A 23,804-nucleotide genomic window follows, 5' to 3' on the forward strand; every position below is an offset into this window, starting at 1 on the left:
ATAAGATTAGCGTGTGGATTTTATATGTATGAAATAGTATGAAGTCCTTTTTTATTACAAATAATAAAGCCTAAATGCTATTTCACGAATTATAAATGTGAAAGGGAGGACTTATCATTTGAAGTCATTAAAAAATAACTTGTCTATCGTTGCTTTAGGTGGAGTAAATGAAATAGGGAAAAATATGTACGCTATTCAATATGAAAATGATATTGTCGTTATTGATTGTGGATCTAAATTTCCAGATGAAAGTTTATTAGGAATTGATTTAATAATTCCAGACATCACATACTTACAAGAAAATAAAGAAAAAATTCGCGGGTTAGTCGTGACGCACGGACATGAAGACCATATTGGCGGAATACCATATTTTTTAAAACAACTAAACGTACCAATTTATGCGACGAAGTTAACGTTAGGTTTAATTGAAATTAAATTAAAAGAGCATAATCTTCAAAATGATACAGAATTAATCGTCATTCACGCAGAATCAGAAATTGATCTCGGTTCTATTAAGACGACATTTTTTAAAACGAATCATAGTATTCCAGATTGTCTCGGTATTGTGTTTCATACTCGAGAAGGTAATGTAGTACATACTGGGGATTTTAAATTTGATTTAACACCAGTAAATAACCAACATCCTGATATTCATAAAATGGCTAAAATAGGTAGTGAAGGTGTACTAGCTTTACTATCGGAAAGTACAAATGCAGAACGACCAGGTTTTACTCCATCAGAGAGATCGGTAGGAGAACGGATAGAGGAAATATTTATGAAAGCAAATAGAAAAGTAATTATTTCTACATTTGCTTCTAATGTGAATCGTGTTCAGCAAATAGTTGAAGCTTGTATAAAAACAAATCGAAAACTGGCTTTGCTCGGCAGAAGTATGGTAAATGTAGTAGAAGTTGCTCTAGAGAAAGGGTATCTAAATATTCCAGATGGTATGTTAATTGAAGCAAGTGAGGTAAATCGTTTAGATCCATCGCAGGTCGCAATACTTTGTACAGGAAGTCAAGGAGAACCAATGGCAGCTTTAGCCCGTTTAGCTAGTGGAAACTATAGGCAAGTAGATGTTTTACCAGAAGATACAGTTATTATAGCTGCGACTCCTATTCCAGGAAATGAACGTAACGTTTCGCGAATTATCGATAACTTATTTGCATTAGGGGCAAGAGTGATTTACGGATCAGGCAGTTCTACTGGAGTCCATGTATCTGGCCATGCATATCAAGAAGAATTAAAGTTAATGCTCACATTAATGAAGCCAAAATATTTTATCCCAATTCATGGAGAGTTTAGAATGCTACATCACCATAGTTTGTTAGCAGAATCAATTGGTGTTGAAAAAGAGAATATCTTTATCGTTCGTAATGGAGATGTTGTAGATATAAGTAATGAAGTGGCCGTTCAATCGAGAAAAATACAAGCAGGAAATATATATGTAGATGGATTAGGAATTGGTGATGTTGGAAATGCATTATTACGTGATCGAAAACAACTTTCAGAAGATGGAATGCTCGTTATAGTTATTACTTTTAATAAAGTGGATGGAGAAATAATTTCAGGTCCTGATATTATTTCTCGTGGATTCGTCTATGTTCGTGATTCAGAAGAATTTTTGAAGGAATTAAATAAATTAGCTGTTATTACGATTAATAATGTAAAGAAAGAGAAAGTGAATAGCTGGGGTATTTTGAAAAGAGAAGTAAGAGAAGCTTTAGGGAAGTATATATATACGAGTACGAAAAGAAAACCGATGATTCTTCCTATAATTATAGAGGTGTAATAATGAATAAAAAGAATTCTCTTGTGGGAATTCTTTTTTGTTTTGAAGACAGAATGAACATATAATGAAATAAATAGAAATGGAAGGAAATAAAAGATGTTATTAAATAAACGCTTTACAATTGGAGAAATGGCAAAAATGCATAATATAGCGGAATCTACTTTACGCTATTATGATGAGAAGGGAATTTTTCATCCGTCCACTGTGGACCCGCAAACAAATTATCGTTATTATACAATCGATCAATTTTCACTATTAGATACGATTAAGTTTTTACGCCAATTAAACATTCCATTAAAGGAAATTAAGAAATATATTGATGAAAGAAATCCAGCATATGCACTCAATTTACTGGAAAAACAACAAGAGATGATGTTGAAAAAACAAAGAGAAATTGAGTATGCTTTGGCGAAAATGGAGCATAGAATTCATTTAATTAAGGAAGCAACAAAAGCAAAAGCTGAACAAATGGTAATAAAAGAGATCCCGCAGCGAAAAATAACAGCTATTGCGGTTGCCCCGGATACGACGGATGATATGTTTGAGTACTACATTCATTCGTTGCAAAAAAATATGAGGCAAATGGATGATAGCTTATTTTCTGGAGATATCGGTGTAACAGTCGCGAAAAAAGGATTCATGCAAAATGAGTTTCAAGCATATAGCAGTGTTTTTATTCTTTTGGATTACATGCCTTTCCAAGTACAGAGTTCAGATGAGATTAAGGAAGGTTTATATGCTTGTTCTTATCATCATGGACCGTATGAAGAAACAGGTGCAACGTATAAGGAATTACTTGCATACATTGATCAAGAAGGATATGAGGTAAGTGGAGATGCGATTGAGATTGGATTAATCGATTGGTCTGTAACAGAAAATCCAGAGGAGCAAGTAACAGAAATTCAAATTCCTGTAGTAAAAAAATAAGATGAAAACCTTTGAATTGATTACAAATTTACATTCATTCATATAATTCAGTTACCTATTTTTTAAATTCTCTATTGACCTTCAAGTTACTTGAAGGTTTAAACTAAGAAAAGAGAGTTGAAAAAAGGAGCATAATAGTATGGAAGCAACAGAAAAATTAAGAGAAAAACCGATAAAAAGTTTATTTATTTCTTATTTAATACCAGCCGTTCTTGGAATGGTATTAATGTCAGTGAATATTGTAATTGACGCTGTAATGATTAGTAGAGGAGTTGGGGCAAACGGTTTAGCAGGAGTAAACGTGGCTATTCCAGCGTTTTCAATTTTCTTCTCTATTTCATTATGGATTGGAATGGGCGGGGCAACGTTATATTCCATTGCATTAGGTGAAAATAAAATTGAAAGAGCAAGGTCTATTTTTACTCAATCCATGACAGTAGCAGTCATTATTGTAGGCGTTTTAGCGGCGATTTGCTTATGGAGAATAGAAGACTTAGCATACTTATTCGGTGCAAACGAAGTGATTTTACCGTATGCATTAGACTATTTACACGTATTATTAACATTTGGAATGATATACGTTTTAGAAAATATTTTAAGTACATTTATACGAAATGATGGAAATCCTAATTTAGCAATGGCAGGTTTAGTTGTAACAGCTGTATTAAATATAGTGTTTGACTATATCTTTATTTTCATCTTTAAATGGGGCGTAACAGGAGCTGCTTCAGCAACTATTCTTTCGGCAGCGATTGGTTTCCTTGTATTATTAACGCATTTCTTTAGAAAAAGTAGTATTTTAAAATGGACGAAATTCCATTTTGAATGGGATACAGTAAAACAAATTATGATAATCGGTTTCCCGAGCTTTACAGCAGAAAGTACAGTAGCGATTGTAACGATTGGTTTTAATATTGCATTCGTTCAATATGCAGGAGAAGTAGGAGTAGCTTCCTATGCGATGGTAAATAGTATCCATGCGATGACATTACTACTATTCTTCGGCGTTGGAGCAGCGTTACAACCAATTGCTAGTTTCCATTACGGTGCAAATTTATCAGAAAGATTACGTGAAGGATTACAGTTTGCTGTGAAAATTGCAGTTGTACTTGGAGGCGTTGCAATAATTGTCGGATTATTCTTTGGGAAATATATTATTGGTCTATTTGATGTCCAATCTCCAGAGTTGTTGGAGTTAACATTAACGGGTATTAGCCTGTTCTTTATCCAATATGTATTTTTAGGCTATAACATTGTATATGGAGAGTACTTCCAATCAGTGCGACAAACGACAAAATCAGTACTTATTATAATGAGCCGAGGGTTACTATTTATTATTCCATTATTATGGATTATGCCGAAATTATTTGGGATAAACGGAATTTGGCTCGTTATGCCAGTAGCGGAAGTATTGACAGCGATTATCGTATTTACGATGAATCGTATGAAACATCCTGTTCCATTAAATATGGCGGGAAAGAAAGAAGCGATATAATGAAGAAAATCCCCTTAAGAAATGAAGGGGATTTTCTATTTTTTTAAACTAATAGCAAAAGATCCATCAATTTCTTGAACAGACGCAAAGGCAACATTTTTAATGTTTGTAATTCCTTTTTCTTTTAATTCTTTATATAACCACTTTTCGTCCTTATGAATTAACTTTAAGTTATCGTATTGAATTTGTGAATCGACGATAAGGGCAATTGGTAATCCAGCATACTTAACATCTATATTCAAATCTTTCGGAGTTAATGGTACAAGTTCACGCTTTGGTAAAATGCTAATGGCTCCATTCGCTTCTAAAATAGCGTATTCAATTTCATGAACACTCGGGTATCCTGCAACGCGAAGATTAGAAAGTAATTCAGCAATGGGATACCTACTTTTTTGTAAGTTCTCAAAAATAATATCACCATGTTTAATTAAAATAATCGGGTGCCCAAGAATAAAACGATTTAGTTTGTTGAATAGGCTTAATTTTGTAAGGATTAAATGTAAACATGTAATTACAACCATACCGAGAAAAGCTTGCAAAGCACCAGAGACTGGTATGGCTTGAAAAGCTAAATAAGATAAAAAGATAATCGCACCAAAATCATGAGGAGTTAGTTGTGCTAAAGCTGATTTACCGAGCATCTTAAGTGATAGTAAAAATAAAATAAAAAAGAACGATACGTTACATAAAAAGAGAAGCAATAGAGACACTCCTTCGTGCAAAGTTGTACTTACTGTTCCCGAAAGAAATATAAATATTACTTTCTAGAGGATAAATTAGGGTGATTTGGAATTTGTCTGTATACAAACAAATAAATGGATATTATCATGAAAGAAGCAAAGAACATAGGAGTATATAGATATGAGAAAGAAAAAAATAATGAAGTATATGATAGGAATTATAATGGTTTGCGCCGTTTATGTGGGATTTTTACAATATAACATTTATAAGCATGGGCACATGAATGCGACCTATGAAGCTGATTATATCATTGTATTAGGCTCGAAAGTAAACGGAACGAAACCATCGTACTCATTGCAATATCGTATTGATAAAGCAGCTGAGTATTTGAAAGCACATGAGAAAGCAATTGCTATTGTGTCTGGAGGAAAAGGAAAAGGGGAAGATATTTCAGAAGCATTAGCAATGAAAAATGGATTAATGAAACTAAAAATTGCAGAAGATCGCATTATCATGGAAGATAAGTCAACGAGTACAGATGAAAATATTAAATTCTCAAAACCTTTAATTCCGGACAATATGAAAAAAGGAATGATCGTAACAAACGATTTCCACATGTTTAGAGCGAAAAAAATAGCAGCTAAGCAAGGTTTACAATTAGAAGGTCTTCCGGCCGAAACACCGAAGCGAATTGTCATTCCATCGAATATACGTGAATATTTAGCCATTACGCAATATTGGTTTATGAATCGAATATAGTGGAAGTGATTCCGCCTAGCATTCTAGGCGGGATTTTTTGAGGGGAATCTTACAAATATGTCATCTTAATGAAAGGTAAAGCGATAGTTTCTAGAATGGATTCCTGACATAATGAAGATAACAAAAACTATTTAGAGGTGAATCGGATGAAAGGAAATAATATATTATCTTCACTATGTTACTTTAGTATCTTTTTTGCCCCATTTTTATTACCAATTATCGTGTACTTCGTTGCAGAGGATGAAGTGAAATATCACGCGAAAAAAGCATTTTGGTCACATATTTTCCCATATGCAATTTTATTCGGAGGGGTAGCGATATCAGGAATATACGGTTTAGGATTCAATCAATCTGATGGTGCTGGAATTGGGATCATGATCACATATGCAGTATTCATTCTTGTAGGGATTTATTACTTCATTTGGAATATCGTAAAAGGTATTAAAGTTTTGAAAACAGCGTAATAAGATAAGGAATAATTCGGAGTGAGTTTGTCGTTATTTGTCGGTAAGTCGATATTTTTTGTCGAATCGACGATATATTTGAAAAATCGTCGATATAGTGCAGGGAATCGTTGATATATTGAAAAAATCGACGATATAATTTCATTTACCGTATTAATAGATCTTTTAAAAAGAGCAATTCAAAAAGAATTGCTCTTTTTGTGCTTATAAGTTGTGAATATTGGAAAAGATATGTTAATTTTTCATTATGAAGAGAAAAAGGAGTGATTTTCATGAATGAGATGATACATAAAATGGAGCAACACGTTTCAGTTCGTAAATATAAAGAAGAATCTATTCCGAAAGATGTAGTAGAAAGAATGGTGCAAGCTGCGCAGCATGCTGCTTCCTCGCATTTTGTACAGGCTTACTCTGTTATATATGTAACCGATCAAGACTTAAAGGCGAAACTAGCAGAGTTATCCGGAAATCGTCATGTGAAAGATTGCGCAGCATTCTTTGTTTGTTGTGCAGATTTAAAACGACTTGAAATGGCATGTGAAAAACATGGTACAGAGATAAAGCATGAAGGAGTGGAAGACTTTATCGTAGCAACGGTAGATGCTTCACTCTTTGCGCAAAACTTAGCGTTAGCAGCAGAATCGTTAGGATACGGTATTTGTTATATTGGTGGTATTCGTAATAATCCGGGAGAAGTGAGCGAATTGCTTCATTTACCAGATAAAGTATATCCTGTATTCGGAATGACAGTCGGTGTACCAGATGAAGATCATGGAGTGAAACCACGTTTACCAGTAACAGCTATCCTTCATGAAAATGGATATGATGAAAAGAAATATGATGAATTATTAAACGAATACGACGAAACGATGAGCGCGTATTATAAAGAAAGATCATCAAATCAAAAAAACGTAACATGGACGGAATCGATGAGTTCATTTATGTCTAAAGAAAAAAGAATGCATATGAAAGAGTTTTTAAGTGAAAAAGGATTTAATAAGAAGTGAGTAAAAAGGAAGACCTGAAGCGAAGGAGAACTTGCAATATTTTAAAAACGTAACAGAGACTTGTGATGAAACGTTAGTATAAGTGAATAATTTAATTGTTAATACCTAAGTTCAGAATGTAGATACTACTTTCTGAACTTAGGTATTTTGTTTGTTATCATATACATAGAAATAAAAATTAATAATTTTTTACAAAAGTGATAGAAAATGAGAATGAAATGCCAATAGTAAGTAAAGGCAGCTGCTAAAGGGGAATTGAGGAAGGAAGATGCTTATGATTTTCAATTCTGAAGAGGATTTCATTATAGCTATGAAAAAACGCGATCAAGATGCTTTGAAAGAAGTGATTGATCAATATGGAAAATTAATTTTGTACATTATTCATAAATCATTAAGTACCCCTATGGAGAAACAATATGTGGATGATTGTTATAACGATGTATTTACTGTTATTTGGTTTCATATCGACCATTTTGATACAGAAAAGGGCAACTTAAAATCTTGGATGATTGGTATTACTAAACTAAAGGCGTTGGAATATAAAAAGAAAGTATATAAAGAGAATAAAATTGATAAAGACGTAGAGATAGATACAGGTGTCCATGATAGGTATGACATAGAACAAGAAGAAGAGATTATGGAAATAGTTCAAGATTTAAATAAGAAAGATCGATATATCTTTTTAAAGAGGTATATTGATGGATATTCCATTGATGACATTGCAAAAGAATTAAAAGTAACGGTGGATTATATATATAATCGAATTTCACGCGGGAAGAAAAAAATTCAAAAACTGTGGAAAGGGAGTGTGTAATATGGATAAAAGATTATTATCTATGTTAAATGAGCTCCAATATTCAGAGGAAGAGATTACACGTTTAGAGAAAGAAGCGGATGAGACTATAAATGTAGATAAGTATTATGTGAAAAACGGAGAATTATTGAAGAAATTAACGGTGCAAATGTTGGAAGAATCAGTTCGGAAAGAGTTACAAGAAGGAGAAGAAATTGAATGTGAAATATTAGTGGAAGAGGGGAGCCTTGTGAATTCTAAAGTTATCCCAAGTATAATAACTGCAGGTGCTACTTTTTATTATTACATTGTTTTAACAAATACAAGATTACGAATTAAATCGTTAGATTGTTATTTCAAAAAAATAAATGAGTACAATGTGTTAATCAACTCAATTCAAGCAGTTTCGCGACATAAAAAAATGAAGAATGTATATGGAATTACTATAGATAATAACTATATACAATTAGGAAGTACCGAGCATGAGCAAGAACTGAAAACTGTAATTGAGAAGCTAAAACAACGCGGGGTGAAAGAAGAGAGATATAAAGAGTTTGAAAAAAGTTGGCTGATTTTTTTCAATGTGTTTGTAATAGCGATGGGTGGGCTTCTAGTTTTAAAATATTTAATTTGAAAATAAAAAGCGGCATAATAGCCGCTTTTTATTGTTATCACGTTTAAAAATATTGAAAACTTATCCGCCGTTATGACACATACTAAAGCACCTTTTATAACAAATGCAAACTTTCAATAAGAAGATATATACCTGTACAACTCAAAAGAATATACGTAAATATTTTAAAAACTCGTTGATTAAGCCATTTGAAAATAATTTGACCTATATACAAACCTAGAAATACGATTGGAATAGCGTAAAAACTTGATTCCCAAATTGTCTTGTTTGTGCCAGTAAAGAGTATTTGCGTTAGTAGGCTAATGAAATATATAAATAGATAAAAAGCTAAAGTAGTTGCTCTCAGCTTCTCTTTTTTTGTATCAGTTCCTGTAAAGTACAGTAACAGGGGTGGTCCTGGCATACCGATACTTGTCGTTAAAAGACCGGATAATCCGCCAACTATGAAATCTCTAGATTTTGTTGATTGAATCTTAAAGTTACAGATTAGCATCAAAGTTAATAGTAAGAGTAGGATGCTAATTGCTAATTTAAATGTGTTGATGTTAATAGAAGTGAAAATGATAATACCAAAAGGAACACCAACTATACTGCCGAAAATTAATCTTTTCAGTAGAATACAATCAATGTCCATTCTTATTTTCCAAATGAGTGATATAGAAATAATGAATGATAAAATGATATTTATTTGTATAGCTTCTTGTGGTAGAAATAACATGAGTAAGAAAGGTGTTGCCATAATAGAAAAGCCAAAACCGGTACTTGTTTGTAAAATAGAAGCTACTAATATAATACAAATGAACATGAATATAGTATTCAAAAAAGCCCCCCCACATAATCAAATTTCATTAATATTTTAACATAAAGTAAAACTTTAATCAGTGGAGGCTTACTGGCCTTTCATACGGGGAAAAAAGCGGCAAAGTAGCCGCTTTATATGTTGCAATTAATATTCCAATGATGATCCTGTAGCCTTAAAATATTTTTCTCGTGAAGGCGTCATTACTCGGATTGCTAATAAACAGGAAAGGAAAAGGATGAGTAACGAGCTACTTATTACAGTCATTTGAACGGAAAGAAATTGTGCGGATGCTCCAATTGCTAAAATGAAAAAGATTTGGATAAAACTTTTTATGGAATCAAATACGCTATCGATACGTCCTATCATATGAACCGGGATGTTATTTTGATAAAATGTAAAAAAGCCAGTACCAGCAAATGATGAAGAAATGCCAAGTAAAATGAAACCGCCTGCCGCGACGATAAATGAATTTGAAAAGGCGAAAATTACATAGCCTATTGCTGTGAAAATTGTCCCTAATCCGATACAATATTGAATTGGTAAACGTTTGGCAAAGAGAGAGACAAGAAATGAACCGGAAACGTAAGCAGCGCCAGTTATACTAACAAGCATACTGTATTCTATATCGGTTAAAAACAGTACTTGTCTTGTAAAAACAACTTCTTGTGAATCAAGTGCCATAGCGACAAGCATAGTCGCTTGAAATAAAACGAATATGAGAATAATGTACGTTTCAGTTCGAGCGAATGAAAAAACTTGTTTCCAATCACTTCGTAATGTTTGTACGAAAGTATTTGCAACTTCTTCGCTTTGCTTTGTTTGTAACGTAATATTAGGTAAGAAATAAATGAGAATAGTAGAAAGTAGAAAGGAAAGTGAGTTGCAGTAAATTACAAAGGATGCTGAGTGCGTGGTGAGAAGTATTCCAGCAAGAGCTGGACCGATAATAAAAGCCCCGCTTGTACAAAAGCTACTCCAAGCGTTGAATTGAGCGCGTTCTTCAGCAGGTATAAGCATTGTTTTATAAGAAAATGAAGCTGGATCGAAAAATGATGTAGCAATGCGAGTCAAAAAGATAAAAATATAAATGGCCCAAATAGAATCAAATAGTGGAACGCAGCCAATGAGAACTGCTCGAATGATATCTGTGATAAGCATAATGGACCGTTTGTTTAATCGATCTACTATGCTACCAGACCAAATTTTTGTAACAACGGTCGCAATTGGACCGACAATCCATAATCCTGCTACAGCAGCAGGAGAGTTTGTGCTATGTAACACCATTACGTTTAAGGCGATGAGATACATAAAATCACCTAAACGAGAAATTCCTGTTCCCGACAATAATAATAATTTATTTTTCATGAGCAGCTGAACCTTTCTTTCATTGTTTTTTTATCCTGCAGGAAATAGCGTATTCCTCTTCAGAGTTAGATTGACGAGCGGTTTTGTTTTCCCAGCGTAATAAAACTTGTGTAACCTCCCAAGTAAGCTGTTGTAATTCCTCTGGAGTTAAAAATAAATGAGAAACAATATGACTACCTGTATTCGTTCCCTCTGTGCCGCTTTCTTCAATATAGAAATGAGCAGATTTTGCCTTGTAATATTTTTCAATAATCCCTCGTTTTTCCTTCGTGTCTACTAATTCAAGTAACCCTCCATCATATAAAATTTGAACGTGATAATGTACGCTACCAGTAGATTTGTTTAGTTTAGTAGCTACTTGTTTTGCAGTGAGTGCTTCGTCTTTTAAAAGGTGAAGAATTTGAATACGAGTTGCGTTGGAAATGAGCTTCTGCTGTTCAGCTGAAATAGTAAGTCTATCGTCAAACATTATGGCATCCCCTTTCTTATAATCTAAATTTATTGTACATTCTAAAAAATTAGAACGTAAGGAAAATAAATCGTCTTTTTCCTTTATATTTCGACATAAATAAAAATAGCATGTACATAAACATGCTATTAAGCAATAGTAGATTCTTCATTAAGTTTCCCGCGATAATACAAGAACAGCCATATAAAACTAACAAAAATACAACATGTAGCTAGAAAACTACCAATTATTTGAGGAGAAAGGATTTCTAATAACCATCCTGTCATGAGCATAGATAACTGTATAAGTGAGCTATAAATAGAGTAATGAAAGGAGAAAACTTTACCAATCATATTTTCGTGCGTGTAAGTTTGAAGTAATGTCGTATCAAGTGGAACGATGATTCCTCCTGCTATGCGCATACAGAGTAATGTAATGATACCGAAAATAAGTTGATCGGATAGAATGAATCCAAGAAAGAAAAAGCCTTGTAGGAAGTAGGCCCAACCAAATGCTTTTTTCATTTTTTCTTTATTGCTGGATATGTAAAGATTAACGAGAAGGCTTCCTATCATAAGCCCAGCCCCTTGAACCGTATATAAAATCCCAATGTTCGTGTGGAAAATTTTTTCGGCATAGATTGTTAGAAGTAGCTGATAAGCACCTCCAATAAGCCCCCATGAAATGCCTACAAGAATTAATATTAAAATGATTTTTGTTTGTAATATGTATGTGTAACCATCTTTTATATCAGTAAAAAATGCTTTTTTCTTCTTACAAGTATCATAAGAGGGAACACTCATATTATAAATAAAATAGGCTGAAATAAAGTATGATAGGCTATTTACTAAAAAAGCGAACTCAATATGTAAAGATTGTGCAATTATCCCGCCTACAGAAGCACCCATAATAGACATAAAACCATTCATTGTACTAGAAAGAGAGTTAGCAGTTACGAAATGATTTTGATGTACGATGTTTTTTAAGGTTGCTTGTTTAGCCGGCTCAAATAAACAAGAAAGTACGGATAAACATATATTAGAAATGAAAATAATCTCAATTTTATATAGTGCGAATAAGTAAGTGAGGACGATTATGCCTCGTAAAATATCGGTAAAAATCATAATATTCTTTTTAGAAAAACGATCTACAACTCCGCCTATGAAAGGACTAAGCAGAAGCTGAGGTAAACCTTTACTTATAAAGATGAGTGCGATCATAAATGGAGATTCCGTTATGCTATAGACGAACGTTAATAAAGCTACAGTATGAAACCAATCTCCAAGCACACTTAATGTTTGCCCATAAAATAGTTTTTTGAAGTTATTATTTGTTTTAAGAAGCGCGGAATAAGAAACTGACATAAAAAGATTAATCCTTATGTAATGATGATGCTTGAACTTGTTTTTTCCACTCACTTAAATACACTTTCTCCTCTGTAGGGAGTCCAACAGGTAATTGTGCAATCAATTCTAAACTATTTCCGTCAGGATCGTTAAAGTATACGGCGGCATGTGCTAATTTTGGAAAAACAATCGGTTCAATTGGCTCCATTCCAAAGTCTTTTCGTGCTGAAATGCCTTTTTGGTTTAGCCAATGTATCGCATGTTCTAAATCATGTAAGCTTACTTGAAAGGCGATGTGTCGTAAAGAGGGGTGATAATTCACTTTATATTCTGTACCTTCCCAAAGACCGAGCCAACTTTCATTTTCCTTAATCCAAAAGAAAGCAATATCATCTCCTCTTTTATATAATTTCAGTCCAAGTGATTCATAAAAAGATATTGATACCTCTAAGTTGCGGACGGGTAAATGTGCTTCGTAAAGACCTTTAATCATTGTAATCCTCCTAAGTAAAAATATTTCTTATTTCATAGTAAACGTTTTTTTATGAGTTGAAATCAGAAAAAGGAGGGATATAACTTCATACGAAAGTATGAAAAAACAGCTCAAATATGAGCTGTTTTCTTATAGTTTTTCGTTCATTTGTTAAGGATAGGATATATTAGTATCCGTATCCGCCGCCACCCCAACAGCTACATCCGATGATGATTAGAAGGATGAATAGTACGATAAGCAAAGCAAATCCACCGCCGAAACCAGCGCAACTTCCACCATAACTCATATGTTTTCCTCCTTTTGAGTAAGTTAATCTATATAATTCATGGACTACTGTATACAGTATGTTTTTCGTATGGAAAAGGAGCCAGTCTCTTTTGTAATTAGACAAACGCCTGTGTGGTCATTTTAAGTGTATATTGAGTTACTGATGTATGAATGAATCGTTATATATTTTGCGATTTGTTCATAAAAAAATATAAAAATTGTAAAAAAAACCATTTTTATATTTTTTTATGAGAGGATTTGTACTATAATTTTACAAGTAATATTATGGGAAAAGGGAGTTTTAGTGAAGAGATGGAGATGGGACAACTACAAAATAAAATAGAAACTAAAAAGAAAGAGCTAATTCAACTTGTTGCTAGACATGGATTGGATCATGATAAAGTTTTGTTATTTAGCCGAGATTTAGATATACTTATTAATAAGTTTATGAATGTGAAAGATAAAGTACATAAATAAATAATTTGTAGTTTTTTATATTAAGATATTCAACAAAGAGGAGAGAGATATATTTGGAACATTTACAAGAAGAGCTATATAAACAAATAAAAGAAGAAAAAGGTATTGTTACAATTTTTTTAAAGAGTGGCGTTAGAATAGTAGGAGAAGTTGTTGCAATAGACAAATTTACCGTTTTAATGTTAGTTGATGGAAAACAACAACTTATTTACAAGCAGGCTGTATCAACAATAATGAAATAAGACACTCGTACTGAGTGTCTTATTTCATTATTGCTTGCAGGCTTCAACGTCAATGCCAGCAGCTAATAATTTTTTTTCACCATCTTGCTCAATGATTTTTTGTAATTTAGATAGGAAAGAATCAAAGTTTGTATGCTTTGCTACTTGGAATGTCATTTTATGCTCAATTGGTAGCCACGTATCAATATCAGCTTCGTTATGCTGAATTTTTACCTCAAGCTTATCAAGTGCGTTAGCAACTTTTGCTTCGTACGTTTCTTTCGCTTCAAACTCCATCCATAAATCATATAATTCCTCGCCGAGAGAACCTTTTAATGTTCGTTTAATATTTGAAATTGCTTCTTGTTCATTTATTTGTTTTTGTAATTGTAATTCATGACTATTCATTGTATCAAAAGCAGGAATATCACCAGCTTCTGCTTCGACTAGATCGTGAATAATAACCATTTTAAGTAATTTTTCAATATTTACTTTCTGATCTAAATAAGGTTCAACTAAAATGGCCATTAGAGACATGCGCCACGTATGTTCAGCAACACTTTCTTGACGTCCGTTAGAAAGCCAGCTATGTCGCATTTCATATTTTAGTTTTTCTGCTAGTGCAATGACTTGTAAAATGTTATGTTCCATCGTGATCCTCCTCGTATTTCCATACTATAATTCTAATATGGAAATGAAATGTGTCAATTTTATGAGTATATTGCGATAAATAGATGATGAGCGTATAATAAGCATTATATGTGAAAACGCATTATTAAAATAAAAAAATGTTTTATAAAAATGAAAAGGAAAGGGCAGGAATATGGGAGACGAAAATCAAGGATTTGCTAGACCAGAAAGAAAAAAAAGGAAGTTTGACATTTCTAGCCCATTTGGCATTTTAGTAGGTTTTGCCATAGTGATAGCGGCAATTATGCTTGGTGGAGGCGGAATAAAAGCTTTTAAAAACTTTTTAGATGTTTCATCTATTTTAATTGTCATAGGGGGAACAACTGCGACAATTGTTGTAGCATATCGATTTGGAGAAATAAAAAAATATACGAAAAGTATTTTTACTGTTTTACATAGAAAAGAAGAAGATTTAGAACAGTTAACGGATTTGTTTGTTGATTTTTCAAAAAAATCTAAAAAACACGGTTTACTTTCTTTAGAGGTTGATGGAGAGCAGGTGGACAATCCTTTTATTCAAAAAGGAATTCGATTAATGTTAAGTGGTTACGATGAAGATGAATTAAAAGAAGTGTTAATGAAAGATGTTGAAACGGAAGTGTATGAATTAAGAAAAGGGGCAGTATTATTAGATAAAATTGGCGATTTCGCTCCGGCTTGGGGTATGATAGGGACTTTAATTGGTCTTATCATTATGCTTCAAAACTTGCAAGACACATCGCAAATTGGTACAGGGATGGCAGTTGCGATGTTAACGACATTGTATGGATCAGTACTTGCAAATATGATTGCAATCCCTCTTGCTGAAAAAGTGTATCGTGGTATTGAAGATTTATATACAGAGAAGAAGTTTGTTATTGAAGCAATTTCAGAATTGTATCGTGGACAAATTCCGTCTAAATTAAAGTTAAAACTCGATACGTATGTATACGAAACAAAGATAAAAAAAGTAAAACGAGCAGCCTAATATTGCAAGGAGTGGTATGGTGATGATAAAACGACCGCAAAAGGGATCGCCTCGTTGGATGACGACTTTTACAGATTTAACGATGTTATTATTAACTTTCTTTGTATTACTAGTTGCTACTTCAAAGCAGGATGCAGTAAAATTGTCAAAGATGCTTGAAAAGTTTAGTGATACGGAGCAAGTTGATGCAAAAGTAATGGAAAATACTATACCAGATATTTCACATGAAAAAAATGATGAAAAAATGGTCTCAAAAAAGCGAATGGACGACTTGTACAAAAAGTTAAAAGCATATGTAGATAATAACGGTATTAGTCAAGTGAATGTATATCGAGAAGATACAGGGGTAAGCGTTGTTATAGTAGATAATTTAATATTTGATACAGGTGATGCGAACGTTAAGCCTGAAGCAAAAGAAATTATTAGCAAATTAGTCGGATTTTTTCAATCCGTACCAAACTCAATTGTTGTGGAGGGGCATACAGATAGTAGACCGATCCATAATGAAAAGTTCCCTTCTAATTGGGAATTATCTTCAGCACGAGCAGCTAATATGATCCACCATTTAATTGAAGTGTATAATGTGGAGGATAAAAGGTTAGCTGCGGTAGGATATGCAGACACAAAGCCAGTTGTACCGAATGATTCACCGCAAAATTGGGAGAAAAACCGTCGCGTTGTCATTTACATTAAAGAATAGTATTTTAGTATTTTAGTAATAAAATACTAAAATGAAGAAATTCTTTTAAAAAAATATTAAATTTTATCGTTTTATTTTGTATAATGAGTGAGAATGATAAGGTGAAATATTAAGATATATTTATACATAGAAGGAGAGAATCAAAAAGAATGGCACATAAAATTTTAGTTGTAGATGATGCGATGTTCATGCGAACAATGATTAAAAACTTATTAAAAAGTAATTCTGAATTTGAAGTAATCGGAGAAGCGGAAAATGGAGTGGAGGCAATTCAAAAATATAAAGAACTTCAACCTGATATTGTAACATTAGATATTACTATGCCAGAAATGGACGGACTTGAAGCATTAAAAGAAATTATGAAAATTGATTCAAGTGCAAAGGTTGTTATTTGTTCAGCAATGGGACAACAAGGTATGGTATTAGATGCAATTAAGGGCGGGGCAAAAGACTTTATTGTAAAGCCATTCCAAGCAGATCGCGTAATCGAAGCTTTAACAAAAGTAGCAAATAGCTAATATAAAAGGGGTGCCACAAGGAATCAAAACAGTGATAACGGATAGATGTGTGGCCCCTTTTTTCTCATTTTAAAACACTAAATTGTTATACATAAATGAAATGTTTGTTAGACAGGTAGGGGATGAAAATGCAAACAGATCTATTAAATATATTTTTTGAAGAGTCGGAAGAACATTTACAGTCGCTAAATGAAAATGTGCTAATTTTAGAGCAGAATCCTACAGATATGGATGTAGTGGGAGAAATATTCCGCTCAGCTCATACGTTCAAAGGTATGTCTGCGAGTATGGAATTTACGGAAATGGCGGATTTAACGCATAAAATGGAAAACGTTTTAGATGAAATTCGTCATGGGAATATAGTAGTACATGCGGATATTATTGATGTGATTTTTGAATGCATTGATAATTTAGAGAAAATGGTTGCAGATGTGCAGCAAGGCGGAATGGGTAATATTGATGTAGTCGCAACGAAGCAAAAATTAGAAGCGTTATTGAACGGAAATGTAGAAACTTCTATGGAACATATAGAGCAAGAGTCTATAAACAATGATGATGCAGTTTCGCATGAAGTGCATATAACCGTTGAACAGCAAGCTATTTTAAAAGCAGTACGTGCCATTATGTGTATTGAAGCACTGCAAAATATAGGCGATATACAAAAAACGGTTCCTAGTATTGAAGAAATCGAAGCGGATGCTTTCGGTTTTGAGTTTACAGTATTTATGAATACGGATCGTAGTGAAGAAGAAGTGAAACAGGTAGTGCTTCACGTTTCTGAAATTGAGAAAGTAGTAGTGAAACAAGGAGAATCATTACAGGAAGTAGATTCGATGGTTGCTACGCAAGAAACTACGCGAGTAGAAGAAATGATACAGCCGTCTGTAGTTGCGCAGGTGGAAGCACCTATTGAGACAGCGAAGCAACCTGCAAGTGCTACGCCAACTAAAAGCACTGCAAAAACGAAAAATGCTAAAGGTGAGAATCGTTCCATTCGTGTGCAGCTAGAGAAAATTGAACGATTAATGAACATGTTTGAAGAGAGTGTAATTGAGCGTGGTCGCATAGATGAATTGGCACAAGCAATTCAAAACAAAGAATTAATTGAGCATTTAAATCGATTAGGCGATATTTCAAAAGATATTCAAAATGTACTTCTAAACATGCGTATGGTGCCGATTGAAACAGTCTTTAATCGTTTCCCGCGTATGGTGCGTATGTTAGCGAAAGATTTAGGGAAGAAAATCGATTTGCAAATTACGGGTGAAGATACAGAAGTTGATAAAATTGTTATTGATGAAATCGGTGATCCACTCGTTCATTTAATTCGTAATGCAATTGATCATGGTATTGAGACTGTTGAAAAACGTCGTGATGCAGGGAAAAATGAGACGGGTACAATTAAATTAGAAGCGTTCCATAGTGGAAATCATGTCGTAATTCAAATTACGGATGATGGAAATGGAATTCATAAAGGGAAAGTATTAGAAAAAGCAATTAAAAATGGTGTTGTAACAGAATCTGAGGCAAATAAATTAACGGATCGTGAAGTGTTTGATCTCATTTTCCAACCAGGATTTAGTACAGCAGAAGTAGTATCAGATCTTTCAGGGCGCGGGGTTGGATTAGATGTTGTAAAACATACAATCCATAGTTTAGGTGGACATTTAATTATTGATTCAGAAGAAGGAAAGGGAAGTACATTTAGAATTGAACTTCCATTAACGTTGTCCATTATTCAATCTATGCTTGTTCAAACGAATGATAAACGTTATGCTCTACCTCTTGGTAACATTGTTGAAGCGATTCGTATTAAGAGAGAAGACATCCAAACCTTACAAGGAAAAGACGTGTTAAACTATCGTGATCAAATTATTGAAGTGAAGCATTTGAGTACTGTATTTGGTGAAAAATCAGTAGATGAGGCATTTGAATCATATGAAAGTCAAATGGTTCCTGTGTTAATTGTTCGTAATACACATCGTAGCTATGGACTTATTGTAAACACAATTATCGGCCAAAGAGAAATTGTTTTAAAGTCATTAGGCGATTTCTTTGCAGAAAGTTCGAACTATTTCTCTGGCGCGACGATTCTCGGCGATGGACGAGTGGTCCTCATTTTAAACCCAGAAGGTTTATAATAGGAATGAAGGAAAGCTCCCCACTTGTATACAATTGGGGAGCTTTTTGGTTAATTACATACTAATATATATAACAGGAAATAAATACATGTTCACGATTTACGTAATAAATTTGTTAAAATGTAATGAGTGTATTCATTTAATAGAAAAACAAAAATGAGGAGGCAGGGAAAATGCCTGAGCAACACACAAAAGGGGATACGAGCACAATTGTGCTAGAAAAAGAAAAGGAGCTTTTAACGCCTCAAGAATGTGATATTCTTGGCGAAATTGCAAATATATCATTTGGCTCTGCTTCGACAGTATTATCAACGATTTTAAATAGGCAAGTAAGTATAACTGCTCCTCATGTAGAGTTAGTGGATTTATACGATACAAGTGATGTTGAGGTTCCTCATGTTGTATTAAATATTCATTTTACAAAAGGATTAGATATGGAAAATCTACTTGTCCTTCAGCAAGATGTTGCTTTATCTATTGCTGATTTAATGATGATGGGGACAGGTGAAGTGGAAGAGGGAAAAGAACTTGGCGAATTAGAGCTAAGTGCTGTACAAGAAGCGATGAACCAGATGATGGGATTCGCAGCGACGTCTATGTCGGAATTCTTCCAAGATGCAGTAGACATGTCACCGCCGACAATTAAAGTTGTAAAGTTATTAGAAGAGATGGAGAAAATCTCTGGAATAACTGGAAATAACACGATTGTGAAAGTGTCGTTTGACCTTAAAATAGATAATCTTGTAAACTCTAAACTTGTACAAATTGTTTCAGTTGAACATGCGAAACAAATGATAAATAAATTACTACAATTATCTGGTGGCGTAGAAGAGCAAGACGAGCCAGCAGAAGTAGCGGAAGCCGAGATTGTAGAAGAACATGTTGAAAAAGAGCAGTTAACGCAAGAGGAGAAAGATGTACTTGGGGAAATTGCCAACATTTCCATCGGTTCAGCCTCAACGGTATTATCAACGCTTTTAAATCAGCCGGTTACGATTAGTACACCCAATGTAGAAGCGATTAATGTGCGTCATTATGACGGTGTACCGGTTCCCTTTGTGATTTTAAATGTCGATTTTGTTGAAGGTTTAAAGAATGAGAACGTATTCGTATTTACGAAAGATGTTGCTTTGACAATGGTAGATTTAATGATGATGGGAACAGGGGAGATTGATCCAGAGAAAGAGCTTAGTGAATTAGAGCTGAGCGGTATTAAAGAAATCATGAACCAAATGATGGGGCATGCGGCAACAGCGATGTCAGAAATGTTTAAAGAGAAGATGGACATGACGCCGCCAGACGTCAAATTTGTCACGTTAAAAGAAGAAATGGAATATTTGGGAGAGTCAATGGAAGTGGATGAACTCGTTCAAATTACGTTCAACCTTGAAATTGGCGACTTGCTTCAATCGAAAATGTATCAAATTTTACCGATTTCAGAAGCGAAAGAAATGGTAAGACGACTGCTATATCCAATGGTGGAAGCAGAAGAAGAGATTGCAGAGGAAGAAATGGAAGAAGAGGTTGTAGAACCTGTTGTACAACCTATTGAATTTAAAGAAGTGAAACAAATTGAGCCAGTGTATATGGATACATCTATTCTACAAAATGTAGAAATGAATGTGAAATTTGTATTTGGAAGTACAGTGAAAACGATTCAAGATATATTAAGTTTACAAGAAAATGAAGCCGTTGTATTAGATGAAGATATTGATGAACCAATTCGAATTTATGTAAATGATGTATTGGTGGCGTATGGTGAACTTGTAAATGTAGATGGATTTTTCGGAGTAAAAGTGACAAAATCACTATAAGGCGTTGAAATAGTAGATGAAAAGCGTAAAGTTTTTTCTAATTTGCTGGCTATGCATACATGTGTGCTTGCTCTTCCCACTGCAAAGTCAGGCGGAAGAGCAAAATGTGCCAGAACAAAATATAAATGAAGTGGATGTACAAGAAGAGAATAAGGAAGTTCAAGAACAGCCAGAACAAGTGGAAATAAAGCAAGATAAAGAGGAACAACAAGAAGTAAAGAATGAGCAAGAAACCGAAAAAAAGATAGAGACGGATCAAGGGATTATTACAATAAATAAGCGAGAATTAAAAGTTGGCGAAGAAATACGGATTATTGTAGAGCCAAAAGAGACAAATATTCAAAGTATAAAAGGTATGTTGCGTTTGCCAAAAAACAGTAATCTGTATGAGCAAGAAAGAATGATACCTTTTGACTATGAAGAAGAGACGAAGCGATGGATTGCTAACTATAAGGTCGGGATTTTTGATTTGCAAGGTGATTGGAACCTTCAGCTTATTCAAAGTTTTAAAGAAAATGAGAAAGAAGAGCTGATAGAAAATGAAGTGAAAGTCCCACTTATTCGTATAAATAATGAAACGCCAACAATAGATAAAGAGATGCCGAAGTTGCATAAGGTTACGATTGACGAGGCGAAGGAGAATGTAATCGAACGAAAACGAGGCGATTCTATACGTGTAAGAGTGAAGGCGGCAGACGTGGAATCGGTTGTGAAAGAAGTTCGTGTTACATTAAAAGGAAAAGACAATAAAGAGATTACATTTTTATTAGATTACAATAAGCGCGACATGGAATGGCAAAAAGTATTTGAAATAACGGATGCACTATCAAATGGGACATACGAGCTACTTGTAGAGGTAGTAGATGCGGCTGGAAATAAACTCGTTGAAGAAAGTGAGTATGTCGTTTCTGTTTTGGAACAAAAAACAGAAGAGGATAAAAAGACAGAAGAACGAGAGAAAGAAGATAAATTAGAAAATAAACTAGAAGATAAGAAAGAAACTGAGAAGCAGGAAGACACGAAAATAGAAATCCCGCTTCAGGAAGAAAAACAGCCAGTTGTTCAAATTCCGAAAAAAGAAGAGAAAGTAAACGACCTTATAAAAGAACCATTGAAAGAGAAAGAAAAAATTACTTATGTTATAAAAGAGCCTCTCACAGACAACAAGGAAGTAAATAATACGAAGGCTCAAAAAGATAAAGATAATAACAATCAAGTCATTTTGAAGAAGAAAGAAAAAAAAGAAGAGCCAGAAGATAAGAAAGAAACTAAAAGTGACCATGGAATACAAGCTTCTAATGTATTTGCTATTATGTCAGGTTTATTCGTACTATTTTTAGTTTTAAAGAGCAATAAAGAATGGGGCTAATTAATTTCATCATAGTGGAGGCGCTTAAATGGAAATTAAACGTACGACAATTGAAAATAAGACGCTACAACCATTAAAACAGCCTGCAGCTATTTCAGAACATGAAATCCAGAAAGAACGAAAGTATAGTAATCTAGTGTTTACTGGACAGTCTAAAATTATTTCGAAAAATAACGAAATAGGGATTTTACTTGCGAGTTTAGGTGATGGAAAGGTTATGAAGGAAATGCTTTCTAAAGAGATGGATACAGTATTACAACTCTTTAAAAAGTTACATACATTATCTGGAGAAGGAAAGCAAACAGATAAAATATTTGAACAAGTAATGAGAAGCTTACAAGGGCTTGTGAAACAGGCGCATATAAAAGAACTGCCTTTATTAGATGGAACGTATGATTTCGCTGAAGTACAACTATCATTTGGTAGAAAGGTACACATTCCGTTATTAGATGTAAGTGCACTCCTCTCTAGCGTGGAGAGTGACTCGTCAGAAGGAAATATAAATTTAATGGTAACGGTTATTACTGCGTATATCACGAAATTGTCTAACGAAACCATTTTAATTAGCGTCACGAATCGCACAGCTAAAGAGCGGGATGCAAGTGTATGGAGAGCACTTGCAGAAATGAATATGACACAATTATCACAGGCATTGAAACAAACGGTGCAAGAACATAAATGGTCTATGACGTTTCTTTTTCTCTTTATATGGGTTGCTTGTATTATTTTAATTCGAGTTATATAAAAAATGAACGGAATCACGCAATTATTTGTTATGATTTTAGTAAATAAATACAAAAAAAGCAGGGTGCAATAATCCTGCTTTTTTCTATATTTTTTCATAAAAGAATGTATCAAAACGCTGAAGATTGAATCGTTCAGGTGTTAAAATTTGTTCTGTGCTACCGACAAATAGCACACCGCCTTTTCGTAAAGAACGGCTAAACTTTTCATACAGCTTGACTCTTGCTTCTTCAGTGAAATAGATCATTACATTACGACAAACAATTAAATCGTAATTTGTATCGAACGATTGCATTAATAGGTCATGCTGTTTGAACGTGACGTGTTGCTTAATATTTTGATGTAATGAATATACATCATCTTCTTTTGTGAAATGACGTTCTTTCAAATTGCTAGGTAATTCTTTTAAAGAACGGTCCGTATATTGACCACGTTTTGCACTCTCTAATATATGAAAATCAAGATCTGTTGCTAGTATTTCATAGCGAAATGGAGAGAGATGTTTCGATAAAATTAAAGAGAGTGTATATGGTTCTTCGCCAGCAGCGCAAGCGGCACTCCATACTTTTAATTTTCCGTTATTTTGTTCGAGTAATTTTGGCAGTGCTTTCGATTCTAACGTTTGCCAACGTTCTTTATTTCTAAAAAACTCTGAAACGTTAATTGTAATATAGTCAATAAAACTTAAAAATAAGTTTTGATCAACACGTAAAGTACTTAAAAATGTAGTGTAGTTTTCAAAACCTTTTCTTGAAATAAAAGCATCGATTCTACGGCGCATCCTATCTTGTTTATACGAAGCGATATCCATATTGAATTGTTGTTTAAAACTCGTGATAAAATGATCATAATCTTGTTCAATTATCATATTTACAATGGGCACAATAACG

The 23,804-nt window shown here is 33.7% G+C and carries 26 protein-coding genes and 1 pseudogene; 18 read left to right on the forward strand and 9 right to left on the reverse strand.

All coding sequences use genetic code 11. The features are described from left to right. Positions 1 to 118: 118 nt before the first annotated feature. The 3 genes from PDQ40_RS01250 (at position 119) to PDQ40_RS01260 (ending at position 4,214) form a co-directional block, all read left to right on the forward strand. Positions 119 to 1,792: a ribonuclease J gene (locus PDQ40_RS01250; RefSeq protein WP_270691181.1), complete on the forward strand. Its 1,674-nt coding sequence runs from the start codon at positions 119 to 121 to the stop codon at positions 1,790 to 1,792. A gap of 96 nt (positions 1,793 to 1,888) precedes the next feature. Further along, positions 1,889 to 2,719: a MerR family transcriptional regulator gene (locus PDQ40_RS01255; protein WP_000925946.1), complete on the forward strand. Its 831-nt coding sequence runs from the start codon at positions 1,889 to 1,891 to the stop codon at positions 2,717 to 2,719. 139 nt (positions 2,720 to 2,858) lie between these two features. Continuing rightward, on the forward strand, positions 2,859 to 4,214 hold the full coding sequence (locus tag PDQ40_RS01260) for an MATE family efflux transporter (RefSeq protein ID WP_000388377.1): 1,356 nt from the start codon (positions 2,859 to 2,861) through the stop codon (positions 4,212 to 4,214). 35 nt (positions 4,215 to 4,249) lie between these two features. Here the strand turns inward: PDQ40_RS01260 and PDQ40_RS01265 are convergent, their stop codons facing one another. Next, entirely contained in the window at positions 4,250 to 4,915 is a 666-nt protein-coding gene (locus PDQ40_RS01265) for a DUF421 domain-containing protein (protein ID WP_000923930.1), read from the reverse strand. A 187-nt stretch (positions 4,916 to 5,102) separates the two neighbouring features. Here PDQ40_RS01265 and PDQ40_RS01270 point away from each other — a divergent pair, with 187 nt between their 5' ends. The 6 genes and pseudogenes from PDQ40_RS01270 to PDQ40_RS01295 all read left to right on the forward strand — a co-directional run bounded on the left by PDQ40_RS01270 (position 5,103) and on the right by PDQ40_RS01295 (position 8,552). Then, the gene (locus PDQ40_RS01270) at positions 5,103 to 5,654 is read left to right on the forward strand and encodes a YdcF family protein (RefSeq protein ID WP_306447215.1); all 552 of its coding nucleotides are present in this window, start codon (positions 5,103 to 5,105) and stop codon (positions 5,652 to 5,654) included. A gap of 146 nt (positions 5,655 to 5,800) precedes the next feature. Continuing rightward, on the forward strand, positions 5,801 to 6,118 hold the full coding sequence (locus tag PDQ40_RS01275) for a DUF4870 domain-containing protein (protein ID WP_061131066.1): 318 nt from the start codon (positions 5,801 to 5,803) through the stop codon (positions 6,116 to 6,118). A gap of 272 nt (positions 6,119 to 6,390) precedes the next feature. Beyond that, positions 6,391 to 7,125, forward strand: coding sequence for an oxygen-insensitive NADPH nitroreductase (nfsA, locus tag PDQ40_RS01280; protein ID WP_073536415.1), 735 nt, complete (start codon positions 6,391 to 6,393; stop codon positions 7,123 to 7,125). A 16-nt stretch (positions 7,126 to 7,141) separates the two neighbouring features. Next, a pseudogene (locus tag PDQ40_RS01285) lies at positions 7,142 to 7,207 on the forward strand (glutamine amidotransferase); the annotation flags it as partial. A 186-nt stretch (positions 7,208 to 7,393) separates the two neighbouring features. Beyond that, positions 7,394 to 7,939, forward strand: a complete 546-nt coding sequence (locus PDQ40_RS01290; protein WP_229142954.1) for a sigma-70 family RNA polymerase sigma factor — start codon at positions 7,394 to 7,396, stop codon at positions 7,937 to 7,939. Position 7,940: 1 nt separating this feature from the next. Then, positions 7,941 to 8,552 carry a flagellar motor switch protein FliG gene (locus PDQ40_RS01295; protein ID WP_000361347.1) on the forward strand — a complete coding sequence of 204 codons (612 nt, stop codon included), beginning with the start codon at positions 7,941 to 7,943 and terminating at the stop codon, positions 8,550 to 8,552. A 94-nt stretch (positions 8,553 to 8,646) separates the two neighbouring features. Here the strand turns inward: PDQ40_RS01295 and PDQ40_RS01300 are convergent, their stop codons facing one another. From PDQ40_RS01300 to PDQ40_RS01325, 6 genes are all read right to left on the reverse strand, one after another. Then, entirely contained in the window at positions 8,647 to 9,372 is a 726-nt protein-coding gene (locus tag PDQ40_RS01300; RefSeq protein WP_001092070.1) for a sulfite exporter TauE/SafE family protein, read from the reverse strand. A gap of 126 nt (positions 9,373 to 9,498) precedes the next feature. Continuing rightward, positions 9,499 to 10,719, reverse strand: coding sequence for an MFS transporter (locus PDQ40_RS01305; RefSeq protein ID WP_000791689.1), 1,221 nt, complete (start codon positions 10,717 to 10,719; stop codon positions 9,499 to 9,501). Between the two features lie 19 nt (positions 10,720 to 10,738). Further along, a complete protein-coding gene (locus PDQ40_RS01310; RefSeq protein ID WP_000459093.1) occupies positions 10,739 to 11,188 on the reverse strand; it encodes an ArsR/SmtB family transcription factor in 450 nt (149 codons plus the stop codon). Between the two features lie 128 nt (positions 11,189 to 11,316). Further along, positions 11,317 to 12,531 (reverse strand): MFS transporter, encoded by a 1,215-nt coding sequence (locus tag PDQ40_RS01315; RefSeq protein ID WP_000117044.1) that lies wholly within the window; start codon positions 12,529 to 12,531, stop codon positions 11,317 to 11,319. Between the two features lie 7 nt (positions 12,532 to 12,538). Beyond that, the gene (locus PDQ40_RS01320) at positions 12,539 to 13,006 is read right to left on the reverse strand and encodes a VOC family protein (RefSeq protein WP_270691182.1); all 468 of its coding nucleotides are present in this window, start codon (positions 13,004 to 13,006) and stop codon (positions 12,539 to 12,541) included. Between the two features lie 166 nt (positions 13,007 to 13,172). Then, complete coding sequence (locus PDQ40_RS01325; protein ID WP_000120179.1) at positions 13,173 to 13,292, reverse strand: YjcZ family sporulation protein; 120 nt, start codon at positions 13,290 to 13,292, stop codon at positions 13,173 to 13,175. A 239-nt stretch (positions 13,293 to 13,531) separates the two neighbouring features. Here PDQ40_RS01325 and PDQ40_RS01330 point away from each other — a divergent pair, with 239 nt between their 5' ends. Both PDQ40_RS01330 and hfq read left to right on the forward strand, forming a co-directional pair. Then, positions 13,532 to 13,750 carry an aspartyl-phosphate phosphatase Spo0E family protein gene (locus PDQ40_RS01330; protein ID WP_002091864.1) on the forward strand — a complete coding sequence of 73 codons (219 nt, stop codon included), beginning with the start codon at positions 13,532 to 13,534 and terminating at the stop codon, positions 13,748 to 13,750. 53 nt (positions 13,751 to 13,803) lie between these two features. Continuing rightward, complete coding sequence (gene hfq, locus PDQ40_RS01335) at positions 13,804 to 13,992, forward strand: RNA chaperone Hfq (RefSeq protein ID WP_000400661.1); 189 nt, start codon at positions 13,804 to 13,806, stop codon at positions 13,990 to 13,992. A gap of 27 nt (positions 13,993 to 14,019) precedes the next feature. On the opposite strand, the gene PDQ40_RS01340 is transcribed toward hfq, so the two are convergent. Next, complete coding sequence (locus PDQ40_RS01340; protein WP_000400760.1) at positions 14,020 to 14,622, reverse strand: HD domain-containing protein; 603 nt, start codon at positions 14,620 to 14,622, stop codon at positions 14,020 to 14,022. Positions 14,623 to 14,794: 172 nt separating this feature from the next. Between PDQ40_RS01340 and PDQ40_RS01345 the strand changes: the two genes are divergently transcribed. The 7 genes from PDQ40_RS01345 (at position 14,795) to PDQ40_RS01375 (ending at position 22,915) form a co-directional block, all read left to right on the forward strand. Beyond that, positions 14,795 to 15,628: a flagellar motor protein MotP gene (locus tag PDQ40_RS01345; protein ID WP_000502135.1), complete on the forward strand. Its 834-nt coding sequence runs from the start codon at positions 14,795 to 14,797 to the stop codon at positions 15,626 to 15,628. 22 nt (positions 15,629 to 15,650) lie between these two features. Beyond that, entirely contained in the window at positions 15,651 to 16,328 is a 678-nt protein-coding gene (locus PDQ40_RS01350) for an OmpA family protein (RefSeq protein ID WP_000596046.1), read from the forward strand. 149 nt (positions 16,329 to 16,477) lie between these two features. Then, positions 16,478 to 16,846 carry a response regulator gene (locus PDQ40_RS01355; RefSeq protein ID WP_000940577.1) on the forward strand — a complete coding sequence of 123 codons (369 nt, stop codon included), beginning with the start codon at positions 16,478 to 16,480 and terminating at the stop codon, positions 16,844 to 16,846. 128 nt (positions 16,847 to 16,974) lie between these two features. Then, positions 16,975 to 18,987, forward strand: a complete 2,013-nt coding sequence (locus tag PDQ40_RS01360; protein ID WP_001192573.1) for a chemotaxis protein CheA — start codon at positions 16,975 to 16,977, stop codon at positions 18,985 to 18,987. A 173-nt stretch (positions 18,988 to 19,160) separates the two neighbouring features. Beyond that, a complete protein-coding gene (locus PDQ40_RS01365; protein WP_270691183.1) occupies positions 19,161 to 20,801 on the forward strand; it encodes a flagellar motor switch protein in 1,641 nt (546 codons plus the stop codon). A 16-nt stretch (positions 20,802 to 20,817) separates the two neighbouring features. Further along, positions 20,818 to 22,170, forward strand: a complete 1,353-nt coding sequence (locus PDQ40_RS01370; protein WP_229142959.1) for a transglycosylase — start codon at positions 20,818 to 20,820, stop codon at positions 22,168 to 22,170. 28 nt (positions 22,171 to 22,198) lie between these two features. Continuing rightward, complete coding sequence (locus tag PDQ40_RS01375) at positions 22,199 to 22,915, forward strand: hypothetical protein (RefSeq protein ID WP_098946664.1); 717 nt, start codon at positions 22,199 to 22,201, stop codon at positions 22,913 to 22,915. A gap of 84 nt (positions 22,916 to 22,999) precedes the next feature. Here PDQ40_RS01375 and PDQ40_RS01380 read toward each other — a convergent pair whose 3' ends face one another. Further along, positions 23,000 to 23,782 (reverse strand): CheR family methyltransferase, encoded by a 783-nt coding sequence (locus PDQ40_RS01380; protein ID WP_270691395.1) that lies wholly within the window; start codon positions 23,780 to 23,782, stop codon positions 23,000 to 23,002. Between the last annotated feature and the right edge of the window lie 22 nt (positions 23,783 to 23,804).

The sequence above is a fragment of the Bacillus cereus group sp. Bc061 genome (genome assembly GCF_027715825.1).
Classification (GTDB): domain Bacteria; phylum Bacillota; class Bacilli; order Bacillales; family Bacillaceae_G; genus Bacillus_A; species Bacillus_A paranthracis.

Bases quoted from the DNA above. Each gene is read 5' to 3' on its own strand.
- PDQ40_RS01275 (WP_061131066.1), top strand. From the start codon at position 5,801: ATGAAAGGAAATAATATATTATCTTCACTATGTTACTTTAGTATCTTT.
- PDQ40_RS01365 (WP_270691183.1), top strand. From the start codon at position 19,161: ATGCCTGAGCAACACACAAAAGGGGATACGAGCACAATTGTGCTAGAA.
- PDQ40_RS01380 (WP_270691395.1), bottom strand. From the start codon at position 23,782: ATGATAATTGAACAAGATTATGATCATTTTATCACGAGTTTTAAACAA.
- PDQ40_RS01325 (WP_000120179.1), bottom strand. From the start codon at position 13,292: ATGAGTTATGGTGGAAGTTGCGCTGGTTTCGGCGGTGGATTTGCTTTG.
- PDQ40_RS01340 (WP_000400760.1), bottom strand. From the start codon at position 14,622: ATGGAACATAACATTTTACAAGTCATTGCACTAGCAGAAAAACTAAAA.
- PDQ40_RS01290 (WP_229142954.1), top strand. From the start codon at position 7,394: ATGCTTATGATTTTCAATTCTGAAGAGGATTTCATTATAGCTATGAAA.
- PDQ40_RS01360 (WP_001192573.1), top strand. From the start codon at position 16,975: ATGCAAACAGATCTATTAAATATATTTTTTGAAGAGTCGGAAGAACAT.
- PDQ40_RS01310 (WP_000459093.1), bottom strand. From the start codon at position 11,188: ATGTTTGACGATAGACTTACTATTTCAGCTGAACAGCAGAAGCTCATT.
- PDQ40_RS01305 (WP_000791689.1), bottom strand. From the start codon at position 10,719: ATGAAAAATAAATTATTATTATTGTCGGGAACAGGAATTTCTCGTTTA.
- PDQ40_RS01315 (WP_000117044.1), bottom strand. From the start codon at position 12,531: ATGTCAGTTTCTTATTCCGCGCTTCTTAAAACAAATAATAACTTCAAA.
- PDQ40_RS01355 (WP_000940577.1), top strand. From the start codon at position 16,478: ATGGCACATAAAATTTTAGTTGTAGATGATGCGATGTTCATGCGAACA.
- PDQ40_RS01350 (WP_000596046.1), top strand. From the start codon at position 15,651: ATGATAAAACGACCGCAAAAGGGATCGCCTCGTTGGATGACGACTTTT.
- nfsA (WP_073536415.1), top strand. From the start codon at position 6,391: ATGAATGAGATGATACATAAAATGGAGCAACACGTTTCAGTTCGTAAA.
- PDQ40_RS01375 (WP_098946664.1), top strand. From the start codon at position 22,199: ATGGAAATTAAACGTACGACAATTGAAAATAAGACGCTACAACCATTA.
- PDQ40_RS01320 (WP_270691182.1), bottom strand. From the start codon at position 13,006: ATGATTAAAGGTCTTTACGAAGCACATTTACCCGTCCGCAACTTAGAG.
- PDQ40_RS01270 (WP_306447215.1), top strand. From the start codon at position 5,103: ATGATAGGAATTATAATGGTTTGCGCCGTTTATGTGGGATTTTTACAA.
- PDQ40_RS01295 (WP_000361347.1), top strand. From the start codon at position 7,941: ATGGATAAAAGATTATTATCTATGTTAAATGAGCTCCAATATTCAGAG.
- PDQ40_RS01255 (WP_000925946.1), top strand. From the start codon at position 1,889: ATGTTATTAAATAAACGCTTTACAATTGGAGAAATGGCAAAAATGCAT.
- PDQ40_RS01370 (WP_229142959.1), top strand. From the start codon at position 20,818: ATGAAAAGCGTAAAGTTTTTTCTAATTTGCTGGCTATGCATACATGTG.
- PDQ40_RS01345 (WP_000502135.1), top strand. From the start codon at position 14,795: ATGGGAGACGAAAATCAAGGATTTGCTAGACCAGAAAGAAAAAAAAGG.
- PDQ40_RS01260 (WP_000388377.1), top strand. From the start codon at position 2,859: ATGGAAGCAACAGAAAAATTAAGAGAAAAACCGATAAAAAGTTTATTT.